This is a genomic window from Halorubrum marinum (assembly GCF_048381195.1).
Classification (GTDB): domain Archaea; phylum Halobacteriota; class Halobacteria; order Halobacteriales; family Haloferacaceae; genus Halorubrum.
Window position 1 is genome coordinate 436,377 of the sequence record NZ_JBLWMM010000001.1, and the last position, 23,370, is coordinate 459,746.

Here is a 23,370-nt window from a genome sequence, read left to right on the forward strand (position 1 = left end):
GCCCACTCGCGGCGGGCCGTCTACTCGCGGCGGACCGCGCCCACGATGAGGTAGACGACGGGAGTGTCGAGGACGGCGATCGCGAGCTTGAGGAGGTACTGGCCGAGCGCGAGCGAGACGAGGACGGCGGGCGGCAGGGGGTCGCCGACGCCGAAGAGGGTCGGCGCGAGGAAGAAGGCGACGCCGACGAAGATCACGGTGTCGAGCGCTTGGCTTGTCGCGGTGGACGCGAGGTTGCGCAGCCAGAGCATCTGGGGGCCGGTGCGGTCGCGGATCGCGTGGAAGACGAACACGTCCCAGTTCTGACTCACGAGGTACGCGAGCAGGCTCCCGGCGACAATGTTGGTCGCGGGGCCGAGAGCGGTGTCGAACGCGGCGCTGATCTCGGGGTCGATCCCGGGGGCGGCGAGCGTCGACCAGACGAGGGCGAGCACGAGGAAGTTCGCGAGGAAGGCGACGTTGACGACGACCTGCGCGGCGCGGCGGCCGTACAGCTCGGCGTAGGCGTCGGACGCAAGGAACGTGAGCGCGTATGCGAGCGCCGCGCCCGGGAGGACGATCTCGGGGCCGACGACGGGGAGGCCGACCGGGAGCGGGAGGGCGATCACCTTCGCGGCGGTCACCTGCGCGGTCGCCAGCGCGACGACGAACAGGGTGACGAGCCCGACGGCGGCCAGCGCGGTGCGGTCAAGCGGGTCGGTGGCGAAGGGGCCGTCGGCGGTCTCGGACCCGCTACTCATCGTTCGTGTCGTCGCGGTCGGACTCGTCGTCGAGGCGGTCGTGGCGGGCGTCGATCTCGTCGAGCACGTCGAGGGTCTTGCGGATGGACGCGCGGACGGCGTCGCTGCGGTTCACGAACTTCCCGTCGTCGCCGACGTGCTCGTCGAGGTCGTCTAAGAGCTCGCCGGGGATCTCGACGCTGATCTTTGGCATATCGCTCCGTGGACGACGGTCGTATAAGAGCGTTAATATCCGAGTATTCGCCGAAGAGTATCGGGTTCCATCCGGAGCGGATGTGCGGGGGCTCCGTCGAGAATTCGTCGCCGGTCGGAGGTCGGCTCCGCGGTCCCGCCCCGCCTCGACCGCGTCGTCTGGCGGGTCGCGTGCGGGTGCACGCGAGTGTGCCTCTGAGTAGACGACGGGCCAGCGGCAATCCGAGTGCGCGGCGGCGCGCGGAGCGGGGACCGGTCGGGGGAGGCGCGGGCGGGCACGACCCCCTACCCGAGGCGGTGGACGTGCCCTCGCGCCGGACGAGTGTACGCGCTCCAGCGGCCTAAACCGTCGGCGGGTGGGCGAGTCGGACGCACAGGGCCCGGGGGCACGCAAAAAGGCCCGCGCTGCCAGGGGACGATCGGTATCGGGATCGTGGCGGTACGAACGGGTGCCGGTGGTCGGCGACGCCACCGGACTGGTCGAGGGGTGCTCGTCACCGATCGCGCGTCTCGGGACGCGCTCGTCACTCTCACGCTACCCGCGTGTGACCGACCGGGGGCCGAGGTCGTTGTCGACAGATACTGTAAAACGCCACTGAATATTCCTCAACCGTACCAATAATCTCAGGAATTTAATAAGTTCTGCATTATGAAACATGAATATTGATATTTTGTATCAAAAGACAAAAATCCTAACATTAATATATTCGTGAATGTTTCTCAAAGTTGTAATTTTGTCTTTCGATAATGTAATGATCCCAATCATTTTTGAATGTCCTATGTGAGCGATATTTCATGTCGACCGTAGGAAAACGTGGCCGTTTTCTGCTTGCCATTGTCGTACTGTCTGTAGCCATTCTCGGAGCGGGAATTCAACTCTCAGAGGGAGGCGCGTCCGTGTCACAGAACTCTCAAGACCTACAACATGAACCCCCGACGGTAAGCGAACCTCTTGGCAGTACGAGTAGCGGAGATAACTCCCCCCAAAGCCAGAAGATCGATGCGTCGCGGCCTCCGGAGCTCGTGACCGCGAACACGTCATTTGATGGGAATATGTCCGTTGGCGAGAGAAAAACTGTGACGTTTGAACTTACTGGGGAGAAGAACGTCTCAAACGTCACAGTCTCTGCAATCGGTGCGTCGGGAGTAACGGTTGACGCGAGATCGTTCGAAGCCGATACTATACATCCCGGAGAAACGATCGAGTACGACGTCACGATAACCGCTGAGCGAGCCGTGACTCGGACAGTAACCGTTGTCGTTGAGGGCACGCGTCAGGACACGATCCGGACGCAACGAATCGGATTCACCGTGGACGCTTTGCCGGAGGGCTCTGAAATACCGACGACCGGAAGCGATGACGAAACTACGACCTCCGCGCCCGCAGACGTGGACTCCGATGACACGAGCGACTCGGAGGACTCCGATTCAACGAATAAATCGATCGGAACAGCGGATTCGACCATCTTCGTGAACGGTCAAGCCGCGTACGACCACGAGGGTACGGTGCACGAATTATCGAGTGCAAGAATAGAGCTCTACGACATCGACGGATCCACGAAGCTTCTCCGTGAATCGACTACCAACGACGACGGCACGTTTTCTTTTTCGGTTGATCCGAGTGAAGCGTCAAGCGGTAACGGAGAGATCACTGCGAGAGTCGTCATATACGCGGAGAATGATGCCGTCTACGTGACCAACTCAGGAGTGTATAGCTTTTACGCTGATAGCGGAACCCTGACCGCAGGTGATGAAGTCACTCTTGGCTCGGACCAGAACGGCGACGGGACAAAAGAGCTCATCTCCGCCGGTGATAACGCGCCGTATCAAGCGGCCGACTGGGCGTACGACGCATACGAATTCACGTCCACGAACGGCGTTCAGAAGACACAACTTCCCATTAGATACCCAACTGGAGATTGGGCATACTACCGGTACACCACCAGCGGTAACGAGAGAATCGACCTACCGGACCACTCGTACTACTACTGGGACGATCATACGGTCTACCACGAGTACGGGCACAGCGTCCACTTCCAATTAATAAATTACCGTGTCCTAAGCACAGGTACGTATGAATGTCACACCTATGTGAGTAAAACAGATAGATCTTACGCACTGATGGAGGGATTTGCTGCTTACTACGAAGCCGCGGTCTCCGGTAATCCAAACGCCGTCTACTGGGGCGGACAGAATATCGAATCGAACGAATTCTATGACACACACTACGACGGTCGATGTGCGAACAATCCCGGCGACGGATCTTACGACGGACTTCAGGTCGAGGGATCCGTCGCGAGTATCCTCTGGGCGATCAGTGACGGCGAGGAGCCGCTTCCGTACTCCTTCAGTAAAATCGCGGATATCATCGAACGGAACCCGCAGGGAATAGACGACTTCTACCAGATGTGGGACGACAGCGGTGAAGCCGAACTCGACGTCGTCTACACCGAGTTTGGAATCGACAAACTTCCACCCAAAGTGAAGACCTCGTTCGGCCCCACGCCGTACACGTCGAACTCGGTCACGCTGGACGGATCCGTCGTTGACGACGAAACGGAGACGGAGTCGGTCGAGATCAGCGTCGGCGGCTCTTCCTACGAGACCATCGCATCCGGGGACGGGACTTGGTCGACTACACGGACGATTCAGGACGGCACGCACATAGTGCAGGTCCGGACGAAGGACATCCACGGTAACACGAACGAGACCGAACACGAAGTCCGCGTCAGTTCGGAGGCTCCGGTCGTCGACACGGACAACTCACAGGTACCGGAGTACGGTGCGCCCGGCACGGAGATCGTGGTCGGATTCACTCACGAAACCCGCTTCCCCGAATCGGCGACCGTGACAGTCCTCGATCAGGGCGGATCCGAGGTCGCCTCCCGCACAGTGTCGAACGTCCAGGGCGGACAGCTGACGCAGTCAGAGTCGGTTTCGATCGGACTTCCAAATGACATCACTGACGGAGAGTACGACATCCAGGTCACGGTCGAGGACGAGTCTGGTCGCGCGGACACGAGCACTAACGCGGAGATCGTGGTCGACACGACTCTCCCGAATATCAACGACGTGACCGTAGCGGACACGTATGTCAACGCTTCGACGCCACTGGAGGTCTCGGTGGCCGCGGAGGACACTGGTACGATACAGTCCGGCGTCGCTGATGTAGAGGTCGTTGACGCTGCCGATACCGACCGTACTGCCGCCCTCTCGGCCGACTCCGACGAGTGGGACGGGACCTTCGATCCCGACACGAGCGACGGCACGCACACTGCCTTGATAACTGTCACTGATGCCGCTGGCAACGTGAATCAGACCAGCATTTCGTACGATGTCGATAATCAACCACCCTCGGTCAACGCGATCGCACCGCGGTACACGAACGCATCTGCGGTCAACGTCTCCGGGACGGTCACGGACCGAAACCTCACCGCAGCAACGTTAACGACCAACCGATCGAGCCAGAGCGGGCAATTGCACCTGCTCAGCGCATCTGGTAACTACGACGAAACGGTCGATCTGAGTCTCGGATCGAACCGCATCATTATCGAGGCTACGGACCGTGCCGGGAACACCGCGGAGTTCGCCGTTTCGATCGGACGGGACGAGATGCCTCCGAACGGTAGCCTCGCAGAGCCCGGGCGAGTCGGTGGAGGTGACGGTCCGGGCGCGACGAACCAAACGGATCCGATGCTCGTTCTCAGCGTCTCCGATAATCTCGCGGGTATGAACGAGACGGCGACCGCGTCGACGGCCCGGATCGACGGTCAATCGGTACCCGCAGACGGAGATCACGATGACGGAACACTCTCCGTCAAGGGTGAAAGTCTCGCCGACGGCTCCCACGAACTCACAGTCGAATTGGTGGATCGCGCGGGCAACTCGCGGGAGGTGACCGAATCGTTCGTCGTAGACACGGTTTCCCCAGAGATAGACGACGTCGACCTCCACGATGCCAACAACCGGACTGTGCTCCCAACCGATCCGGTCCCGGTGACCGTCAACGCCACCGACGACCGAACGGGTGTCGGTAGTGTCCTCGCGCGGGATTCAACACTCGCGGCCGACGGCGATAGCTGGACCGGAAGTACGTCTGCCCCCCTACGCATTGGGAATAGGACAATAGAGATCCGAGCTATCGACGCGGCTGGCAATGTCCAACAGCAGAATCTGTCGGTGTACGTCGGGCTTCAACAGACGGTCCCAGTCACTGAGTCCGGGCTCGCGACTGGAGAATCGCCCGACGATGCGGTCGACGACGTGACGATCCAGATCGCGACCGACGAGAACGGCACAGCGATCAACGGTTCACATATCGAACTCACCTCGGCAGTCACGACGGAGAATCCGGAAGATACGCCCGTACCCGATGATCACGTCGTGTACTATCCGCAACATGATTTCAACGTCTCTAGTGATCAGACCGAGGGGGGCAACTTCAACGCGACCGTCTCGCTTGCCGACCTACGCGAAGCGAGAGGGATCCCCGAGTCGGTCGAGTTCTGGGTGTTCAACGAGACAACGGACGGGTGGCGGTCGATCGATGGCGAGGCGCTTAACGGTTCTGACGGGGAGCTCGCGTATCGCGTTCAGACGCCGCACTACTCGACGTTCGCCGTCAGCTCGGACGTGGACGACACGGCTCCCAACGTCACCATCGACTCGCCGTCTACCACGGGCGAGGTCGAAGCGAACGAGCTTCGGATCCGCGCGTCGTTCGAGGACGAGGGAATCGGCGTCGATCCCAACGCGACGGTGCTTACGATAGACGGAGAGTCAGTTGATCTGAACGACGCGGAGACGCTCACTAACGCCTCACTCGACGTCTCGACGCCAGTTGACCCGGGTAATCGCACGATCTCGTTGCGCGTCTCCGACGCGTACGGGAACGAGCGGAATGAGACGTGGACGGTTACCGTCACTGAGCCGCTGGCCCACGCCAGCGGTGGAGGTGACGGAGGTGGTGGCGGTGGTGGACAGAGTGGCGACGACGCGTCTTTGACGGTCGACATGTTCGAGTCCGACGGCGGAGCTACGATTCGGTTGTCGGATATCCCGCGGAGCAGTGAGGCGGACATCGACACCGACGGGGTCGTCAGCGGTACGCCCTTCGAAGTGTCGGGGATTTGGATGGATTTCCTGTTCGATCCTTCTGATTTCCGCATCGAGACGACTGATCCACGGGTCGACGCGCCCGGGTCTGCCCTGCCGAGTGACGCTGGTACTCCGGTGGGGTATCTCACTGCGGACGTGATCGGCGTCGAGGAGCGGAAGGTCGCGGAGATGCGGGTTTCCTTTTCGGTTCGTGACGACGCCTTCCCCGAAGGTGCGTCCGTGGATGAATTTGTGGCGTATCAGCGCGTCGATGGTGAGTGGATCACGCTCGACACCGCGGTGGAAGGGGATGTGGTCGTCGCCACGCTCGAGACGACGACGGCCGAGCAGATCGCGCTCGCCGCGGAGGCTCCAGGAGACGGGAGCGAAGAGTCGAGCGATGAAGAGACGAATGGCACCGAATCTCAGACGGTCACCGCGTCTGAGGACAGGGATACCGGACTGGACATTCCGGGCTTCGGCGTTCCCGTCGCGGTGATCGCACTGCTGGCCGCAGTCGTACTGCTCCGTCGGCCCTGAGTAGGAGGGCGGGGGCTCGGTACGGCTTGGGTTTCCTATAACTCCCTGAATTTCTTTCAGTATTAACGTTAGTATTCAATCCGCGCGCGACCCCCAGGTTACCTCGTGACCTCCATGTCGACCTACATTGTCGACGATTGTCGACTTATATATCCGTCTTCGAGAGTACGTCTGACATCCGACAGACGCAGATCGGGCGTCTCAGCCCGCAACGCTGCTTTGAGACGGGTTCACACACGCCGAACACCCCACAAAGCATTTATATCGACCGCCTCATGTTTCGCTTGCAACCCCTACCCAAATGACTGCAGTACTAAGTACCGAGAACCGAGTCCGGTCGCACTCTGATGATGATGTTGGCGGCGACGACGATCGGGCGCGACTCGAAGGTGACGGGAAAGCTGCTGTGGTCGATGCAGACAACACACAACAACAATGACAAACGACAATACAACACGCAAGAAGGCCAATGCGGTCTTCTTCGCTGCGGTCATGGTCGTCTCCATGGTCGCAGTCGGCTTCGCAGCTGCGCCTGTCGCAGCAGCCGGTAACGTGTCTGTCGACGATGTCAGCATCAGTGATGATACTGCAAATGCTGACAACGTCGACTACACAACCGAATTTAGTGTAGACTCGACAACAAGTGACGTTGCGTTCGTTTCGGTTGATCTTAGCGATCAGCCTAACATCGACCTGAGCAACATCAATGACGATGATGTCTCAGTCAATATCGATGGAACGAACGTTGAGGCAGACTCGAACGCACTCTACGACACCGCTGGTGATACGGTAATCGTTGCACTGGACGGTACGCAGACGTTCGAGAGTACCAATAGCCTTGACGTGATCATCCAGGATGTCACAAACGGTGACACCGCTGGTGACTACGACGTCACTCTCGGACTCCACGAGGACGATGGCAGCAGTGCCCCTGCCGCTGCCAAGACGTCTGATACGCTGACCAACGCATACACTCTCGGAGCAGACACGTCTGGTGACACGATCGACGAGAGCGACTTCGATCGCGATCTGAGCACTGCGTCGGACCCGACTGTCTATCAGGGACAGTCGTTCATTCTGAATGTTGATGGTTCGGCCTACGACGATGACGACCTTCAGATCCGTAATGTCGACGAAGACGGTGACCTTGAAGGCCCCGGTCCGGTCCTATCGATTGAGACCTACCAGGGCGAAGATCACGTCCTCGTTGACACCACGAACCGTGCGGAAGGCCAGCTGGCCATTACGGACGGTACGCGGGGCGACGATGCGGACACTAACAGCGAACTCGTCTTCGAGCACGTTGTTCAGGACCTTGAGTTCAGCTTCGACGAAAGCAGTGTCGACAACCAGGGCGACACCACCGTTGAGTTCGACGTTAACTCCGACATCCGTAACACGTACGCGGTTGAGGTAACCGCGGACGGCCTCGACGAAGAAGATCTCGAAAGCATCTTCAACGTCAGCCACACGGACCGCACTGGTGACTTCGAAACGTCCGAGGGCGACCTCGACCGCTTCGCTATCCACCAGAACTTCCGCTCCAACGACAACGAGTACATCCTCAACGAGGACGATGAGTCCATCATCCTCTCCAACGCGGAGAACCTCGAAGAGGCTGACTTCGACGACATCGATGCTGACGACTACGAGTTCGAAGTGACGGCCTTCGACTCGACCGGCGAGGACACTGACTCGATCGAAGTGATCGACGTTGGCGAAGGCGACGTCGGCTTCGCTGACAGCTTCGTCGCTGACCAGCAGGGTGACGTTGTCGAGATTACAATCACCTTCTCCGAAGCACAGGAGACTGCGTACCTGCGCCTCGGTGAATTTGACGAGGTTGGCTACGAGGCCAACGCCACAGTCGAATCCGACGGTGCTGAGGAAGTCACGATTGGCTTCAACACGTACCTTGCTGGCGACGTTGACAACGAAGACGATCTCGTGACCGTTGAGAGCGAGCACGACGACGACGACATCGATCCGAGCGTCGAACTCTTCACTGACGGTGGTAACCAAGATGCGCAGACTGACCTCGGTGGTCAGCTCCTCGCGACTGGTGACTACCCGATGGAAGTCGACTCTGAAAGCCACGAGGCGATCGCGAACGATCGCGGTGACGCCATCGGCGACTTCGAGCTCGAAGAGCGCTCGTTCAACGAGTTCAACATCTGGACCGCTTCGTCCGACAACTTCAGTGACGTTACTGATGAAGACGAAGATGAACAGGCTGACGCCGTTCTCGACGCCGTCGACGCTGGTGCGGTGACTCAGACGGACACCGTCACTGACGGTGACGTCATCATCCACGAGCTTGACGCGTCCGGTCTTGAGGGCATCTCGAGCGCCAATGACGGCCTCGCTGGTGCACTCACGAACCTTAATGTTGATGAGGAAGGTATCGACGTCCGCATCCGCGAGACGTCTGCCTCCGCATCGCCGAACCAGCCGCGCAAGACGTTCAACGTCTCGGCTAACGCCGACGAGCTGACCGTTGTTGAGGGCGAGGACGCGTACTTCATCGCCTTCGACGTTGACGCCTTCACGGCCAACATCGCAGACAACAACCGTGACGCTGCGGACCGCGACATCGAAGACGGTGACGAATTCGAAGTGCGCCTCCGCCTGAAGGACGAGAAGCTCCTCAACGTTGACGAGGACGAACTCGAAGACAACGATGTCTCGGACTTCTACGAGTCGATCGAGACAACCTTCACGTACGAAGAGGCTGACGGCGAATTCGACACGCCGGTCGAAGTCGCACCTGAGGAGGGTCAGGTCATCTCGGGCACCACGAACGTTGCGCCCGGCAACGAGTTCAACCTGCGCGTCCGCTCCGACACCGGAGTCTCGCCGCGCTTCACCATCACGGCTGAGGACGTGACCGTCGACAGTGACGGTACGTTCGCGGGCGAGATGGACTTCAGTGACGCCTCCGTGGACGACACGTTCACGGTCCGCGTCCGTGGAGCCAACTTCGACGCTGAAGAAGACGGCCTTGTCATCGAGTCGACCGTCGACGACGATGACGACGTCGACGACGACGACGCTGTGGACGACGACGACGCTGCCGATGACGATGACGCAGCGGACGACGACGACGCAGCAGACGATGACGACGCAACCGATGACGACTCCGCCGCGGACGACGACGACACCGCAGCGGACGACGACACGGCCGACGACGATGAGACGGACGACACGACGCCTGGCTTCGGTGCCATCGTCGCACTCGTCGCGCTCATCGCCGCCGCGCTGCTCGCGACCCGCCGTAACGACTAACGTCGCTACTACGGACGCGACACGCGTCGACTAACCATCGGCCCTCACGGGCCGACTCCTTGCGGTTTTTCTTTATCGGGCTGCTCGGCCAGCGACGGCGCCGCGCTCCGAGGTACTGTCACCCACATGACTACAGACAGTAACGCTTGCCACGCCCGGAAACTATTAGCCGGTTGCTCGCGGTTCATGATCTGTCGTTGGACGGTGGAGTCGCGAGCGCGCCACTATCCCGACTTGGCATCGAGACCGGTGCGCCGCCCGCCCGACGACAGAGGACCCCACGTTTTTGCGCCGTGCCGCGCCCGTGAGCCGTGCGGCCCGCTCGGTGGGACTCCGGTCGTTTCGACCGGTCACGTACGAACATATCACGACCCCGAGCCGCCTCCGCGCGCGGCTCGGCCTCGAACGGGGCACGAAACCACTGGTGATACCGATCGAGTACGGACTCGTGTTGAAAACAACCGAGCTTTCATCTGTCACGGAGTTCCGAGAACGTGTATTTCCGAGCGAGCCGACGACACCGCACTCTCGTTGGACGACGTGACACGGCTGGTCCACGACGCGCGTGATTCCGACGACTGAAAACGGAGACGGTGACGGCTGCAGTCACCGATTACCGCGAATGCGACCGCGATCGTTCGATACGGCTCGGCGGGCCTTCGAATCGATCTACGGAAAAACTCGGTCGATCACCTGCTCCGTATCTCGTGTCAACTACCTCACCCCGAGCGCCTTCGACGCTTTGAGGGAGGAGTTTGTTCGTGAGCGCAGCCTCGAACCCGTTCGGATGGGCGTTGAAGGTGCCTGTGAGCGGTTGGGAATCGAGGACTGACTGGTCTTCCGTATTCACACATGCGGCGCAACATGTATTGCATGCGAGCGTGTACCGCTGCGTATGGCAACTGAGGATACCTCCCAAGAAACCACAGTCAGCGACCGGGGTATGGTCACGATCCCGGCGGAGCTCCGTCGACGCCTCGACATCGAGCCCGGCGACAAACTCCGGTGGAACACCGATGAAGCGGGCACCCTCTCCGTGGAGGTCGTCAAGCAGCGATACGGCGCGTTCGACGATGACGAAATGAAGGCCCCGATGGGCGGTGACAGCCTCGAAACACACGATCTCGCTGGGAACGAGGAAGATCCCGCATTTGCGGAGAATCCCTGAATGACGGTCGCGGTAATCGATTCCAACATTCTCATCGACTACAAAGACACCAGTCCGGGCACCCGCCATGAACGGGCGGAGCGCATCATCTATGCCATCGATAGCGGTGATCTCCCGACTGCCCGAGTTACAAACTACGTGCTATTGGAGTCGCTGAACTGGATCCACGAGCGACAACGACACGAAATCGCCGAAGACCTGAAGCGCCGTCTCGCTGATTCGGCTGGCTTCGAGCTAGTTCACTGTGCACAAAAAGACTTCACCAACGCTACGGAACTCTTCGAGACGTACACGAATCTCTCATTCGGTGATGCAACCATCGCTGCGTATATGCGTCGGACGGATATCGAGTACCTGTACTCGTTCGATGACAACTTCGACGAAATCGAGGGTATTACTCGACTGGAGACACCCCATAACCCGTTCAACTGACCGTGACTAACTCCACTGATGCGTCCGATGAGACCAACGCGGCCCGAAGTCGGTGCCCTCGCTCATTACAGTTCGATTCGGCGACGTTGAACCTCCGACGTGTTCGCTGTGGGCCGCGGCGCTACTCGGCTCCGAGCCGTTCGTAGGTCTCTGCGTGGCGTTGCCTGTCGAGTGCGCCCGTTTCGAGTGCGATCCCACGACGTTCTTCGTCGGTTTCGGTCGAACGGAACCGCTCGTACAGACGGTGAAACTCGTCATCGCTCGGGGTCGTTGAATCGGTACTGGATGTCGTCTTCAAATAGACAATTCTCGTCGAATTCACGTATTCGTTGCGGTGACCACAGTCGCACAGCGTGGTATACTCGATCGCTGGCCACCGCATTCGATCGCCCCGCCCCGTCCGTGCCACCATCACCCACGCGAGCCCCGTAGCGAAGCGGTTAAGGGCGAACCGCGGGAAGTACGGGCAACTCGCTGGTGCGGACACAGCGGGCACTCGCCGCCGGAGCCGGGTCGCGACGCGGAGGTCGCTCCGCTCGCCCCGCTCCGGGACGAGACGAAATGTGGCCGCCTCGCGGCTGAATCGCAACCGTCCGCGGACAACACATGGCACGAAGTTTCTACTCGCACATCAAGGAGGCATGGCAGTCCCCCAAGGAGGGGAAACTCGCGGAGCTGCAGTGGCAGCGCAAACAGGACTGGCGCGACCAGGGCGCTATCGAGCGCATCGAGCGCCCCACCCGTCTCGACAAGGCCCGTGAGCTCGGCTACAAGGCCAAGCAGGGCGTTATCGTCGCCCGCGTGAGCGTCCGCAAGGGCGGCTCGCGCAAGCAGCGCCACAAGGCCGGGCGCCGCTCGAAGCGTCAGGGTGTCAACCGCCTCTCGCGACGCAAGTCGATCCAGCGCATCGCCGAGGAGCGCGCCTCGCGCAAGTACCGCAATCTCCGCGTGCTCAACTCCTACTGGGTCGGTGAAGACGGCTCCCAGAAGTGGCACGAAGTGATCCTCGTCGATCCGGCACACCCCGCGATCGAGAACGACGGCGACCTCGGCTGGATCGCCTCGGACGACCACAAGGGTCGCGCCTTCCGCGGACTCACCTCTGCCGGCACGAAGGGCCGCGGTCAGCGGAAACGCGGCAAGGGCACGGAGAAGACCCGCCCGAGCGTCACCGGTAACGACCGACAGGGCAAGTAAGCCCGCCCTGACCGCCCGGACCGCGCCGAGCGCGACGATTTCTCAGTTTTTTCACACACTGAGCGACGGCGTCGCCAGAGCGTCGGCGGCGTCGTCAGTTCGTTGCGTCGCCAGCTCGCTGCGTCGTCTGTCCGCTTCGTCGCCGCACCGCTTCGTCGCCGCCGACCCACTGGGCCGGGAACACGATTATACGCTGCGCCCGCCCACACCAACGCATGAGTCTCTCCCTCGACGCGACGCAGCTCGACCGCTACTCCAGACACGTCATCATGGACGAGGTCGGCCCGGAGGGCCAGAAGCGTCTGCTCGACGGCCGCGTCCTCGTGGTCGGCGCGGGCGGGCTCGGCGCGCCGGTCATCCAGTACCTCGCGGCCGCGGGGGTCGGAACGCTCGGGATCGTCGACGACGACGTCGTCGAGCGCTCGAACCTCCAGCGGCAGGTGATCCACGGGGACGCCGACGTGGGCGAGCCGAAGGTCGAGTCGGCGGCGCGGTACGTCGACCGACTCAACCCCGACATCGACGTGGAGCCCCACGAGACGCGCCTCGACGAAGGGAACGCCCGCGAGCTGATCGGCGACTACGACCTCGTCGTCGACTGCGCGGACAACTTCCGGACCCGCTACGTCGTCAACGACGTGTCCCGGATCGAGGGCGTCCCCGTGGTCCACGGCGCCATCTACAAGTTCGAGGGGCAGGCGACGACGCTCGTCCCCGACGGCCCCTGCTATCGGTGTCTGTTCCCGGAGCCGCCCGAGCCCGGAACGGTCCCCGACTGCGCGACCACGGGCGTCCTCGGTGTGCTTCCGGGGACCGTCGGCTGCATCCAAGCGACGGAGGCCGTCAAGCTCCTGCTCGACGCGGGCGAGCCGCTCGGCGGTCGGCTCCTGTTTTACGACGCGATGGACATGAGCTTCGAGACCGTCTCGTACCGACGCAACCCGGACTGTCCCGTCTGCGGCGAGGAGGGCATCGAGACGATAGCGGGGATCGACTACGCGGGCGGCTGCCGGATCGACGCGGACTAACGACCGACTCGCGTCGACATCGGCTCGCATCGACATCGATTCGGAGCGACGCGGGCTCGCATCGATACCGGCTCGCAGCGACGCCGACGCGCGTCGGCGTCGATCGGTCCCGTGCCGCCGCTCACAGCGATCGTTCGGTCATCGTCGCCCCCGCGGCGACGCCCGACTCCTCGTCGACGAACTCGGAGCGGACGCACCACCGGCAGTACCGGTATCCCGGGCGGTTTTCAGCACCGCAGTGACGACAAATCACCGCCTCGCCCGCGACATCGAGCGGGGGAGGGTCGCTCTCCCCGTCGGATCCCGGACCGGAGAGCCGTAGCTCGGTGCCCGCGGAGGTCCTGAGCGTGGTCGGCTCCGTCCCCTCTGACGACCGGGCGGCTTCGCTGTCGCGTGCGTCGGTCCCGCCGTCTTCAGCGGGCTCCGAGTCGGCCGTCGCGTCTTCGGGGGCGTACCGGGCGGACCCCAGCAGCTCGGCGGGGTCGCGGTCCCACCGGACCAACAGCCAGGTGATCGCGAGGTTGAGCAGGACCACCGTGCCGAGAACCGCGAGCAGGGGGACGAGGTGGCCTCCCGTCATAGGTGAACCATAGAGACTGATCCGTATATACACAACGGTGCGTGATACCACTCGACACGAATCGGATCGAGAGGCGGGCGGTAGTCGAGCTCGTCTCCTGTCGCGGTCGGCACGCGTAGCCGCTCGCAGTCCCCCGCACTCTTAGTGGTGCCCGCCGAACGCCGACCTGCATGAAAGAGACGATCCACACGGACGCGGCCCCGGAAGCGGTCGGCGCGTACAGTCAGGCGACGACGAACGGCGACCTCGTCTTCACCGCCGGGCAGATTCCGTTGACGCCCGACGGCGACCTCCTCGTCGACGAGTCCGTGGCGGTGCAGACCGAGCAGGCGCTCGACAACCTCGTGGCCGTGCTGGACGAGGCAGGCGCGTCGCCCGCGGACGTGCTCAAGACGACGGTCTTCCTCGCCGACATCGACGACTTCGACGAGATGAACGAGACGTACGCCGGTTACTTCGACGAGTCGCCGCCGGCCCGCTCGGCGGTACAGGCGGGGGCGCTCCCGAAGGGCGCCGGCGTCGAGATCGAGGCCGTCGCGGTCGTTGAGTAGCGTGAGTGACGGGGATAGCGAGGGACCTCCGGAGTCGAACGCGGCCGCAGTTCGAGAGGCTCCGGGTGCTCCGCTGACACGACGTGTCCGAGCCAAGTCGGCCGTGCTGTGGGGGTTGGTAGGCGGGTTCGCGTTCCTCGTGCTCGCACAGGGGTACCTGCTCGTCGGCGGCGCGTTGCCGTTCGCGTACGCCGGACTGTTCCCGATCGCGGGGACGATCGCCGTCGTGTCGGGCGGACTCGCGTACGCGACGGAGTACCGACTCCGGGCGAAAAGAAGGACTTAACAGTCTCACCGGATTATCTCGGGATGAGCCAGGATGGCCGAGTGGTAAGGCGCACGCCTGGAAAGCGTGTTCCCTTCCGGGATCGGGGGTTCAAATCCCTCTCCTGGCGTCTCCTGCTGTGACTCTCCTTCCCTGAGCCGCCGCCACACGCCCCGTCCTGCCAACCCGACGCATTCGCACACTGACAGAAGATTCATTAGTGTGGGTGTTGTTGACACGGCTGACGATGCCAGACACAAAATCGGGCCGCGAGCGGAAGGGGCGAAACAAGCGCCGACAGCTGGAAAGCCACCTCAATCGACGCGAGCTCGCTGCCGCCGACGAACCGCCGGAGCCGACGCTCGACGACCTCGACACCGAGTATCTCTCCGACGTCGACGAGGCGGCCGAAGTCGACTGGTGAACTCACGGCCGGTCGAACTCTCTTACCGAACAGATGCTGGTACACGAAGTCGCGGACCGACGCGCTGCGGGCGCGCGGTGACGACCGCCACGCGCGGATTGCGGGTGGTGTGCGCTGCTCGCGCCGGGCGCTCTCGGTAGCGGCGCGTCCTCGTTATACGTCCGCGTTACGGGTTCTCGCAGCGGTCCTTCGTTACGCCTCCTCATTGTGTACCCTCGCTCCGCGTCCTCGCCGCGCACCCTCACCACGTGTGCCGCGATGGTCGGCCCCGCGGCTCCACGGGCTGCACGCGTTCACCGGCGATCGGATATATAAATAGGACTATCTACTCGCTTCGAGCGGCGACGCGGTTTGTGCTAACGACCCGCATGAGAGACTGGCGATAGCCGTCAAGTCGTGCGGTTTTGTGGCCTGACTGAGTCGGGAAGCCGATGCACCGTCCCCGTTCAGCAACGGTGGATTTATATAGAATCACAAACAATCAAACGCTGTATGAGCCAGCGAATGCAGCAGGGTCAGCCGATGATCATTATGGGCGACGATGCCCAACGCGTCAAGGACAAGGACGCACAGGAGTACAACATCTCCGCGGCGCGCGGCGTCGCCGAGTCCGTACGCTCGACGCTCGGGCCGAAGGGAATGGACAAGATGCTCGTCGACTCGATGGGCGACGTCACCATCACGAACGACGGCGTCACCATCCTGCAGACGATGGACATCGACAACCCGACCGCCGAGATGATCGTCGAAGTCGCCCAGACCCAGGAGGACGAGGCTGGCGACGGTACGACGAGCGCGGTCGCCATCGCGGGCGAACTCCTCAAGAACGCCCAGGATCTCCTCGAACAGGATATCCACCCGACCGCCGTCATCAAGGGCTTCAACCTCGCGAGCGAGTACGCCCGTGAGCAGGTCGACGAGGTCGCCACCGCGGTCGACCCCGACGACACCGAGACGCTCAAAAACGTCGCCGAGACGTCCATGACCGGCAAGGGCGCCGAGCTCGACAAGGAGACGCTCGCCGACCTGGTCGTTCGCGCGATTCAGGGCGTCACCGTCGAGGCCGACGACGGCTCGCACGTCGTCGATCTGGCGAACCTCAACATCGAGACCCGTACCGGCCGCGCAGCCGGGCAGTCTCGGCTCCTCTCGGGCGCAGTCATCGACAAGGACCCGGTCCACGAGGACATGCCGACCGACTTCGAGGCGGCGAACGTTCTGCTTCTCAACGACCCGATCGAGGTCGAGGAGGCCGACGTCGACACCGCCGTCAGCGTCGACTCCCCCGACCAGCTCCAGAAGTTCCTCGATCAGGAGGAAAAGCAGCTCCGCGAGAAGGTCGACCAGATCGTCGACTCGGGCGCCGACGTCGTCTTCTGTCAGAAGGGCATCGACGACCTCGCACAGCACTACCTCGCGAAGGAGGGCATCCTCGCGATCCGCCGCACGAAGAAGTCCGACCTCGCGTTCCTCAAGAACGTCCTCGGCGCGCCGATCGTCAGCGATCTCGACTCGCTCACGGCGGAGGACCTCGCGGTCGGGTCGATCACCCGTGACACCGAAGAAGAGCTGTTCTACGTCGAGGGCGAGGACGCCCACGGCGTCACGCTCCTCCTGTACGGCACCACCGAGCACGTCGTCGACGAGATCGAGCGCGGTATCGAGGACGCGATCGACGTGGTCGCGACGACCGTCTCCGACGGGCGGACGCTCCCCGGCGGCGGCGCCATCGAAGTCGAACTCGCGAGTCGGCTCCGCGATTACGCCGACTCCGTCTCCGGCCGCGAGCAGCTCGCCGTCGAGGCGTTCGCCGACTCGCTCGAACTGATTCCGCGCGTGCTCGCTGAGAACGCCGGGCTCGACTCCATCGACCTGCTCGTCGACCTCCGCGCGGCCCACGAGGCCGGTGAGACCGACGCCGGGCTGAACGTCTTCTCCGGCGAAGTCGAGAACACGACCGAAGCGGGCGTCGTCGAGACGGCCCACGCGAAAGAGCAGGCCATCGCTTCCGCCACCGAGGCGGCGAACCTCGTGTTGAAAATCGACGACATCATCTCCGCGGGTGACCTGTCGACGTCCGGCGGCGACGACGAGGGCGGCGCCCCCGGCGGGATGGGCGGCATGGGCGGGATGGGCGGCATGGGCGGTGCGATGTAACTGGCAGGAAGGCCACATCCCTTCGCTCCGACCGCGTCGTACCGTGTTCTGTGAACACACTCGTTTTTTTGATACCACGCGCCTTCCGGCTCGGATCAGCGCCCGTAGCGTGTGTCTTTGCTGTCATCGTCTGTGCGTCGTCTCTGGCGAGCCACGGCGCTCGGTGTTGGTCTGGTGTCGGACCCGCTGTGAGAGGTGGCGTTCGCTGCTCGGGTACGCAACGGAGGATTTTACCCGACCGCCACACAGGTGTCGAACAATGCCGGATCCGTATGCGGAAACGCGGGCCCTCCTCGACGAGCGTCCCGACGTCGAGGAAGCGGTCGAGGATATGCTGGCTGTTGACACGGAAGGGCCGTGGACGTTCGAGGATATCGAGGCCGATTCCGGGACGTTTGGTGAGCTTGTCTCGCGTGGGATCGTCCGCAAGACGGACGCTAACACGTACCGTGTCGCCGATCCCGACGCGGTGCGTGCCGCCGTTGCTGGCGAGACGCGTGACGACACCTCCGCTTCGTCAACGGCGAGTACGACGGCGCTGCAGGGTACACAGAGCCGCGTTCAATCGACGTTCGACACGTGGACGGCAGCACTCCACCGCGATCTCCTCGTTGGGTTGGCGGCTGTGCTCTCGTTCCTCTTCGTGTTCCGGATCTCAGCGTTTGGGAGCGTGTTTCGTGACGATCGTACCGTGCTCCCCGGCAACGATCCGTACCATTACTTGTATTGGGCCGAGCGGCTCACCGAGGCGGATATCGATCCGTTCGCGTTCGATGCCATCGCTGACGCGCTCGGCGGCCGTGCCACCGGTGAGCCGCTCGTGTACACGCTCGGGTGGTGGGCCACTGAGCTCGTCGGCGGCGGGACCGGCGATGTGATTCGAGTCGTCGCATGGTTACCCGTGATCGCGGCGCTCGCGGTCGGTCTCGGCGTCTATCTGATCTCCGTCTGGACGACAAACGACGAGCGAGTCGGGCTCGCAGCGATGTTCGTCTTCGCGCTCTTGCCGGGCCACGCGCTGTACTCCGGACTCGGTTTTTTCGACCATCACGCCTTCGATTACCTGTGGTTGACGCTGTCGATGGTCGGCGTCGTCTGGCTGGCCCGTGATCACGAACTGCGAGAGCCATCTCGGCGGCTCGGGCACCTCACGTCACCAGCCACGTGGCTGGTGGTCGGGGCGCTTGCAGTCGTGTTCGCCGTCATGGCTCACTCCTGGAACGGCTCACCGATCCTCCTCCTCGGACTCGCGGTGTACGTGACCGTACGGGCGACCGCTGATCTCCGGGCCGGGTGGAACCCGCTCGTCGCCACCACGCCGATCGTCGCGGCGCTGGGGGGCGGCTTCGGGCTCGCGTCGCTACTCCACACCCGGGCCGGGTGGCAGGAACCCCTCGCCGTCTACGCGCTGTTGCTCGTCGCTCTCGGGGCCGTGTTCGTCTCGGGGGCCGCCGCGGTACTCCGGCGTCTCGGGGCTCACCCCGCCGTCCATCTCGGCGTCTCGGTAGCGAGTATTCTCCCGTTGTGGGCCGGTCTGACGACGTTCCGACCGGATATCGCCGCTCGGTTTCTCGACCGGATCAGCGGCTCGCTGTTCGGCCGGGAGGGGATCGCTGAAACGCGAAGCCTCTTTGCAGCCGATTTCGGCGTCATCTTCGGCCCGATCGACCACTTCGGCTGGTTCCTCTTCTTGGCGCTGCCCGTGCTCGGGTGGGTCGGTTGGCAGTGTGTGCGCTCTCACGAGCCGCGGTGGCTGGTCTCTGTCAGTTACGGCGTCGTGTTGGTGACGCTCGCGCTCGTACAGATTCGCTTTGCGGGCGAAGCCGCGGCGGTCGTTGCCGTCTTCGCCGGGGTCGGACTCGTCTACCTGCTCGCGATTATCGACGTGGCCGAGCGACCCTCCCCGTTCGGCGAGCGATCGACGCGGGTGCAGGTCGATCTCTGGCCGACCGGGTTCTCATGGCATCAGATCGGGTACGCAGTTGGTATCGTGCTGCTCGTGTCGAGTCTCAGCCTCTTCATGGTGCCCGCGATGATGGACACCGTCGCCGCAAGCGACGAGGAAGTCGAGACCATCGAGTGGATCGACGCGGACGCCGCCGAGAGCGAGGGGCCGACATACGTGCTCAACGACTGGGGACGCAGTCGCATGTTCAACTACGGCGTGAACGGCGAATCCGACGGGTACGGATACGCGTTCAGCACGTATCGGTCGTTTATCTCGGATACACATCCGGACTCGTACGCCGGGGAGTTCAGCGATCGGGTCGGCTACGTCGTTCTCGACGACGTCGACACCGACATCCCCCCAGCGTCCGGCTACGCGCAGCTGTACGAGGCGCACGGCAGCGCGACCGGCGCGGCAGACGGATCCGGACGGTTCCAGTTGGCGTTCACCTCGACCGACGAGACGCTCAAGGTGTTCAAACCGGTTGCGGGGGCGACGATTACAGGCGAGGCCGATCCCGGTGCGACCGTCTCCGTGCAGGCGAACGTGACCGCGGCGGGTGAGACGTTCACCTACGAGCGCCGCACCACCGCCGATGACGACGGCACGTTCGAGATCACCGTTGGCTACGCAGGTGACTACCAGATCGACGGTCCGGTCTCGGAGTCAGACGCGACGCCGATCTCGGTCACGGACGACGCAGTACACTCCGGTGAGACGTACGCGCTGTAACCGACCCCACCCTACTTCGCTCGCCCTGACGGGCTCGCTCGTTGAGGGTGTCGTCAGAAGCGAAGCTTCTGACTGCTAACCAGAAATCTCCGATTTCTGGTGATGGGGCTTTGATGTGGTCCTCGCCGTCAGTTGACGCGACGGGGCGTTTTGTGCGCCCCGCCTACCGAACGCCCTTCGGGGTCGGCGAACCCACCATTCGGGGCCGGGCTACTGCGACCCGTACTGCGCGGGACTTGCGCCAGCACAGCACTACCTAGCGATACGGTCGGGTGCAAATTAAACGTTGCACAGTATCATGTCGGTTTCCTCTCCGGCCTACTCGCTCCCTTCGGTCGCTCTCTCCTCACGGGCCGCAGGCCCGTTCGGATGGTCAGCGGGACCTTCGGTCCCGCACGACTTGAGGCCGGAGGCTCTACCTCGAAGTATGCTGAACGTACCAGCGGTGTCGGCTCGACTGCCACCGGCCTTCCGATGTCAGTAGCCGGTGTGCGGTGTATTCGGTCTCATCATGCTGCCGTCACGGACATCGTTGTCCATTTATATCGTGGCCTCGTAACAGGTAGCTAATGCTTTCCGGGTGGGAGTATCGGCTGCGTAGCGTCGGCGGTGTCGCAGTCATTACTGCGCTCGCGGTCACGGTCGCAAACAGCGCCCCCGTCCACGCGCTCTTCGCCCGACTTCCGATCGTCGGACGGCTCGCGGTCGATGCGCCACTGGGCGCCGAACTACTGTTCGAGATCGCGACGACGGTGGTCGTCGTCACCCTCGCGTTTTTCCCGCTGTACAAGCCGCGGCCGCGACGCATCCTCGACACGGTCGCTCTGACGCAAAAACGGGTCATGGTGGCGGTGCTCACGCTCGCCGCGATCGGCTACTTCGATTACACGTATCGGCTGCCGCGGATGACCGTTCTCGCGATTACACCGATACTGCTCGTCACCCTCCCCGCGTGGTTCGTGTGGATTCGGTCGCGGCCAAACGGCGAGGCGAAGCGGGCGATCATCGTGGGCGACGACCCGGATACGATCGACGAGCTTGCAGCCGACGTCGACATCCCACTGACGGGCTATCTCTGTCCGACGAGCGTCTTCAACACGAGAGCGCCACAGAAATCGGCGGCACCGATTGCAGACGGCGGACTCCAGATCGCCGGGCTGAATCGGCTGGGCGGGCTCTCGCGGATCGAGGACATCCTCGTCGAGCACGACATCGACACGGCCGTGTTGGCGTTCGAGCAGACGGATCGCGCGGAGTTCTTCGGCGCGCTCGACGCGTGTCACGAGCACGGCGTCGACGTCTTCGTCCACCGCGACCACGCCGATCGGGTGTTGACAGCTGACACCGAGGTCGGGACGCTCGTCAACGTCGACGTCGAGCCGTGGGACATCCAAGACCACATGCTCAAGCGCGGGTTCGACGTGGCGTTCTCGCTGGTCGGGTTGGTGGCGTTGAGCCCGATCATCTGCCTGATCGCGCTGGCGATCAAGCTGGACGACGGCGGGTCGATCCTGTACAGCCAAGAGCGCACTGCGGTCTTCGGCGAGACGTTCGAGGTATACAAGTTCAGGTCGATGGTGCCGGAGGGCGCCTCCGTCGAGCCCGTCGACGACCGGGACAACGACCGGATCACCCGGGTGGGGGCCGTTCTCCGTCAGACACACCTCGATGAGATCCCCCAACTGTGGTCGATTCTGGTCGGGAACATGAGCGTCGTCGGACCGCGAGCGGTGTGGACCGAAGAAGAGTCGCTGTTGGAAGCCCAAGAGCAGTCGTGGCGGAAACGGTGGTTCGTGAAGCCGGGACTCACGGGACTCGCACAGGTGAACGAGGCGAAAAGCACGGACCCCCAGGAGAAGCTCCGGTACGACCTCCAGTACGTCAAACAGCAGTCGTTCACGCTCGACATGAAACTCGTCGTTCGCCAGATCTGGACGGTCGTGATCGACGTTATCGCGACGATCCGTAGATGACTGCTGTTGGGGGGATCGTGTTGCGTTGGTGGTTGTTTGGTAGTTGGTACAGTCGACCTTCTCTGATTGAAAGTGAATAAGGATTTTAGCTTCACGGGTCGAATGCGACCGGCAGGCTTCCTTGATCAAGTCCTCACGACGTCGATTCAGCGGCGGTATCAATGAGCGAGTAGGCTTTTTCGCGGAGATTCCCAGTCATGTGAAGCCCATGGGAGTCAATCCGTTTTATGAGAGTGTACGCTTCTTCTCGATCCAATCCTTCCTCAACAGCCCGGATAATAACACCAACCGTCCCAGTGACTGTCGCGCCAAGCCCGCGGGCCGTGGTCCGAACACGCTGGTCATCTGAGACGACGCCGACCGGTCGATCCTCAGCAGTATAGGCCAAGACAGCAGCAATCAGAGAGACGTCTCCATTCTGTTCTTTTTCACCGAGGACCTCTTTGGCTTGCTGAACTCGGTCTTGAGCAGCTGGATCGGTCGTCTCAACCGCATACTGATCAATGAACCGACTCAAATTTGTCTGTGCGGGTTCCGTCGTGACTTCATTTTGGACTGTGGGGAGGATAATAAGCTCGCCAGTAAAGCTTGTAAGATGTTTGAGTTCGCCGATGGTACCGAGTGCAATAAGGGTCGTCGCGTCGAGAAAAATTCGCGTCACAGTTCACGCGCAGCAGCAGCGTCAGATTCGATATCTTCTGGAGACAGTTGGGTTGTGAGATTGTGTTCACGGGCGATCTCGAGCCACTCTGCGAGACTCACACCGGCAAGCCGAGCTGCCTCGTTAACCGAGAGTTCACCACTTTGGTACCGTTCAATGGCGACACGTCGACGGATGGATGAGAGACCCTCTGAGAGTGCTTTGCGAATGACTGTACTCTTGTCTTCGTCTAACAGCTCACTCACCGCTTCAAGCTCGTCTTCATCATCATCGGGAACCCGGGCACTGATCGAAGGCATGTATACACAGTAGTACACTGTGATACATAACCGTTTCTCTCAGGAGAAACGATGTCGACTGGTGTCTGTGGGCAAGGAAGCGCCGGTCTCACGGAGGAACA

General features: G+C 62.3%; 18 protein-coding genes and 1 tRNA gene. 13 read left to right on the plus strand and 6 right to left on the minus strand.

Going from position 1 to position 23,370, the window contains the following annotated elements; translation table 11 throughout:
* Positions 1-20: 20 nt before the first annotated feature.
* Both ACNSN4_RS02205 and ACNSN4_RS02210 read right to left on the minus strand, forming a co-directional pair.
* On the minus strand, positions 21-740 hold the full coding sequence (locus tag ACNSN4_RS02205; protein WP_418284125.1) for a queuosine precursor transporter: 720 nt from the start codon (positions 738-740) through the stop codon (positions 21-23).
* Complete coding sequence (locus tag ACNSN4_RS02210) at positions 733-933, minus strand: ribbon-helix-helix domain-containing protein (RefSeq protein WP_418284126.1); 201 nt, start codon at positions 931-933, stop codon at positions 733-735. Before ACNSN4_RS02210 ends, ACNSN4_RS02205 begins: the two co-directional genes overlap by 8 nt.
* Positions 934-1,985: 1,052 nt before the next feature.
* On the opposite strand from ACNSN4_RS02210, the gene ACNSN4_RS02215 reads away from it, so the two are divergent.
* The 4 genes from ACNSN4_RS02215 to ACNSN4_RS02230 all read left to right on the plus strand — a co-directional run bounded on the left by ACNSN4_RS02215 (position 1,986) and on the right by ACNSN4_RS02230 (position 11,454).
* Positions 1,986-6,569: an Ig-like domain-containing protein gene (locus tag ACNSN4_RS02215; RefSeq protein ID WP_496923280.1), complete on the plus strand. Its 4,584-nt coding sequence runs from the start codon at positions 1,986-1,988 to the stop codon at positions 6,567-6,569.
* A 435-nt stretch (positions 6,570-7,004) separates the two neighbouring features.
* Positions 7,005-9,854: a BGTF surface domain-containing protein gene (locus ACNSN4_RS02220; protein WP_418284128.1), complete on the plus strand. Its 2,850-nt coding sequence runs from the start codon at positions 7,005-7,007 to the stop codon at positions 9,852-9,854.
* An 895-nt stretch (positions 9,855-10,749) separates the two neighbouring features.
* Positions 10,750-11,022, plus strand: coding sequence for an AbrB/MazE/SpoVT family DNA-binding domain-containing protein (locus tag ACNSN4_RS02225; protein WP_418284129.1), 273 nt, complete (start codon positions 10,750-10,752; stop codon positions 11,020-11,022).
* Complete coding sequence (locus ACNSN4_RS02230; RefSeq protein WP_418284130.1) at positions 11,023-11,454, plus strand: type II toxin-antitoxin system VapC family toxin; 432 nt, start codon at positions 11,023-11,025, stop codon at positions 11,452-11,454.
* Between the two features lie 121 nt (positions 11,455-11,575).
* On the opposite strand, the gene ACNSN4_RS16540 is transcribed toward ACNSN4_RS02230, so the two are convergent.
* Positions 11,576-11,866: a hypothetical protein gene (locus ACNSN4_RS16540; protein WP_496923281.1), complete on the minus strand. Its 291-nt coding sequence runs from the start codon at positions 11,864-11,866 to the stop codon at positions 11,576-11,578.
* Between the two features lie 194 nt (positions 11,867-12,060).
* Between ACNSN4_RS16540 and ACNSN4_RS02235 the strand changes: the two genes are divergently transcribed.
* Entirely contained in the window at positions 12,061-12,651 is a 591-nt protein-coding gene (locus ACNSN4_RS02235; RefSeq protein ID WP_418284131.1) for a 50S ribosomal protein L15e, read from the plus strand.
* Between the two features lie 215 nt (positions 12,652-12,866).
* Positions 12,867-13,679, plus strand: a complete 813-nt coding sequence (gene ubaA / locus ACNSN4_RS02240; protein ID WP_418284132.1) for an SAMP-activating enzyme E1 — start codon at positions 12,867-12,869, stop codon at positions 13,677-13,679.
* A gap of 121 nt (positions 13,680-13,800) precedes the next feature.
* Here ubaA and ACNSN4_RS02245 read toward each other — a convergent pair whose 3' ends face one another.
* Positions 13,801-14,259 carry a DUF7577 domain-containing protein gene (locus ACNSN4_RS02245; protein ID WP_418284133.1) on the minus strand — a complete coding sequence of 153 codons (459 nt, stop codon included), beginning with the start codon at positions 14,257-14,259 and terminating at the stop codon, positions 13,801-13,803.
* Positions 14,260-14,429: 170 nt separating this feature from the next.
* On the opposite strand from ACNSN4_RS02245, the gene ACNSN4_RS02250 reads away from it, so the two are divergent.
* From ACNSN4_RS02250 to ACNSN4_RS02280, 7 genes are all read left to right on the plus strand, one after another.
* Positions 14,430-14,810: a Rid family detoxifying hydrolase gene (locus ACNSN4_RS02250; RefSeq protein ID WP_418284134.1), complete on the plus strand. Its 381-nt coding sequence runs from the start codon at positions 14,430-14,432 to the stop codon at positions 14,808-14,810.
* A 1-nt stretch (position 14,811) separates the two neighbouring features.
* On the plus strand, positions 14,812-15,096 hold the full coding sequence (locus ACNSN4_RS02255; RefSeq protein ID WP_418284135.1) for a DUF7981 family protein: 285 nt from the start codon (positions 14,812-14,814) through the stop codon (positions 15,094-15,096).
* Between the two features lie 27 nt (positions 15,097-15,123).
* Positions 15,124-15,205, plus strand: a tRNA-Ser gene (locus tag ACNSN4_RS02260).
* A gap of 117 nt (positions 15,206-15,322) precedes the next feature.
* Positions 15,323-15,499: a hypothetical protein gene (locus ACNSN4_RS02265; protein ID WP_418284136.1), complete on the plus strand. Its 177-nt coding sequence runs from the start codon at positions 15,323-15,325 to the stop codon at positions 15,497-15,499.
* 522 nt (positions 15,500-16,021) lie between these two features.
* The gene (gene thsB / locus ACNSN4_RS02270; RefSeq protein WP_418284356.1) at positions 16,022-17,656 is read left to right on the plus strand and encodes a thermosome subunit beta; all 1,635 of its coding nucleotides are present in this window, start codon (positions 16,022-16,024) and stop codon (positions 17,654-17,656) included.
* A gap of 259 nt (positions 17,657-17,915) precedes the next feature.
* Positions 17,916-20,336 (plus strand): STT3 domain-containing protein, encoded by a 2,421-nt coding sequence (locus ACNSN4_RS02275; RefSeq protein ID WP_418284137.1) that lies wholly within the window; start codon positions 17,916-17,918, stop codon positions 20,334-20,336.
* Positions 20,337-20,905: 569 nt separating this feature from the next.
* The gene (locus ACNSN4_RS02280) at positions 20,906-22,309 is read left to right on the plus strand and encodes a sugar transferase (protein ID WP_418284138.1); all 1,404 of its coding nucleotides are present in this window, start codon (positions 20,906-20,908) and stop codon (positions 22,307-22,309) included.
* A 133-nt stretch (positions 22,310-22,442) separates the two neighbouring features.
* Here ACNSN4_RS02280 and ACNSN4_RS02285 read toward each other — a convergent pair whose 3' ends face one another.
* Both ACNSN4_RS02285 and ACNSN4_RS02290 read right to left on the minus strand, forming a co-directional pair.
* A complete protein-coding gene (locus ACNSN4_RS02285; protein ID WP_418284139.1) occupies positions 22,443-22,970 on the minus strand; it encodes a PIN domain-containing protein in 528 nt (175 codons plus the stop codon).
* Complete coding sequence (locus ACNSN4_RS02290; RefSeq protein ID WP_418284140.1) at positions 22,967-23,269, minus strand: UPF0175 family protein; 303 nt, start codon at positions 23,267-23,269, stop codon at positions 22,967-22,969. The genes ACNSN4_RS02285 and ACNSN4_RS02290 overlap by 4 nt, the downstream gene beginning before the upstream one ends.
* Positions 23,270-23,370 lie beyond the last annotated feature (101 nt).

Excerpts from the sequence above, each read along its gene's own strand:
- ACNSN4_RS02275 (WP_418284137.1), top strand. The coding sequence starts at position 17,916 with ATGCCGGATCCGTATGCGGAAACGCGGGCCCTCCTCGACGAGCGTCCC.
- ubaA (WP_418284132.1), top strand. The coding sequence starts at position 12,867 with ATGAGTCTCTCCCTCGACGCGACGCAGCTCGACCGCTACTCCAGACAC.
- ACNSN4_RS02205 (WP_418284125.1), bottom strand. The coding sequence starts at position 740 with ATGAGTAGCGGGTCCGAGACCGCCGACGGCCCCTTCGCCACCGACCCG.
- ACNSN4_RS02215 (WP_496923280.1), top strand. The coding sequence starts at position 1,986 with ATGTCCGTTGGCGAGAGAAAAACTGTGACGTTTGAACTTACTGGGGAG.
- ACNSN4_RS16540 (WP_496923281.1), bottom strand. The coding sequence starts at position 11,866 with ATGGTGGCACGGACGGGGCGGGGCGATCGAATGCGGTGGCCAGCGATC.
- ACNSN4_RS02235 (WP_418284131.1), top strand. The coding sequence starts at position 12,061 with ATGGCACGAAGTTTCTACTCGCACATCAAGGAGGCATGGCAGTCCCCC.
- ACNSN4_RS02290 (WP_418284140.1), bottom strand. The coding sequence starts at position 23,269 with ATGCCTTCGATCAGTGCCCGGGTTCCCGATGATGATGAAGACGAGCTT.
- ACNSN4_RS02220 (WP_418284128.1), top strand. The coding sequence starts at position 7,005 with ATGACAAACGACAATACAACACGCAAGAAGGCCAATGCGGTCTTCTTC.
- thsB (WP_418284356.1), top strand. The coding sequence starts at position 16,022 with ATGATCATTATGGGCGACGATGCCCAACGCGTCAAGGACAAGGACGCA.
- ACNSN4_RS02210 (WP_418284126.1), bottom strand. The coding sequence starts at position 933 with ATGCCAAAGATCAGCGTCGAGATCCCCGGCGAGCTCTTAGACGACCTC.
- ACNSN4_RS02280 (WP_418284138.1), top strand. The coding sequence starts at position 20,906 with ATGCTTTCCGGGTGGGAGTATCGGCTGCGTAGCGTCGGCGGTGTCGCA.
- ACNSN4_RS02250 (WP_418284134.1), top strand. The coding sequence starts at position 14,430 with ATGAAAGAGACGATCCACACGGACGCGGCCCCGGAAGCGGTCGGCGCG.
- ACNSN4_RS02245 (WP_418284133.1), bottom strand. The coding sequence starts at position 14,259 with ATGACGGGAGGCCACCTCGTCCCCCTGCTCGCGGTTCTCGGCACGGTG.
- ACNSN4_RS02230 (WP_418284130.1), top strand. The coding sequence starts at position 11,023 with ATGACGGTCGCGGTAATCGATTCCAACATTCTCATCGACTACAAAGAC.
- ACNSN4_RS02265 (WP_418284136.1), top strand. The coding sequence starts at position 15,323 with ATGCCAGACACAAAATCGGGCCGCGAGCGGAAGGGGCGAAACAAGCGC.
- ACNSN4_RS02225 (WP_418284129.1), top strand. The coding sequence starts at position 10,750 with ATGGCAACTGAGGATACCTCCCAAGAAACCACAGTCAGCGACCGGGGT.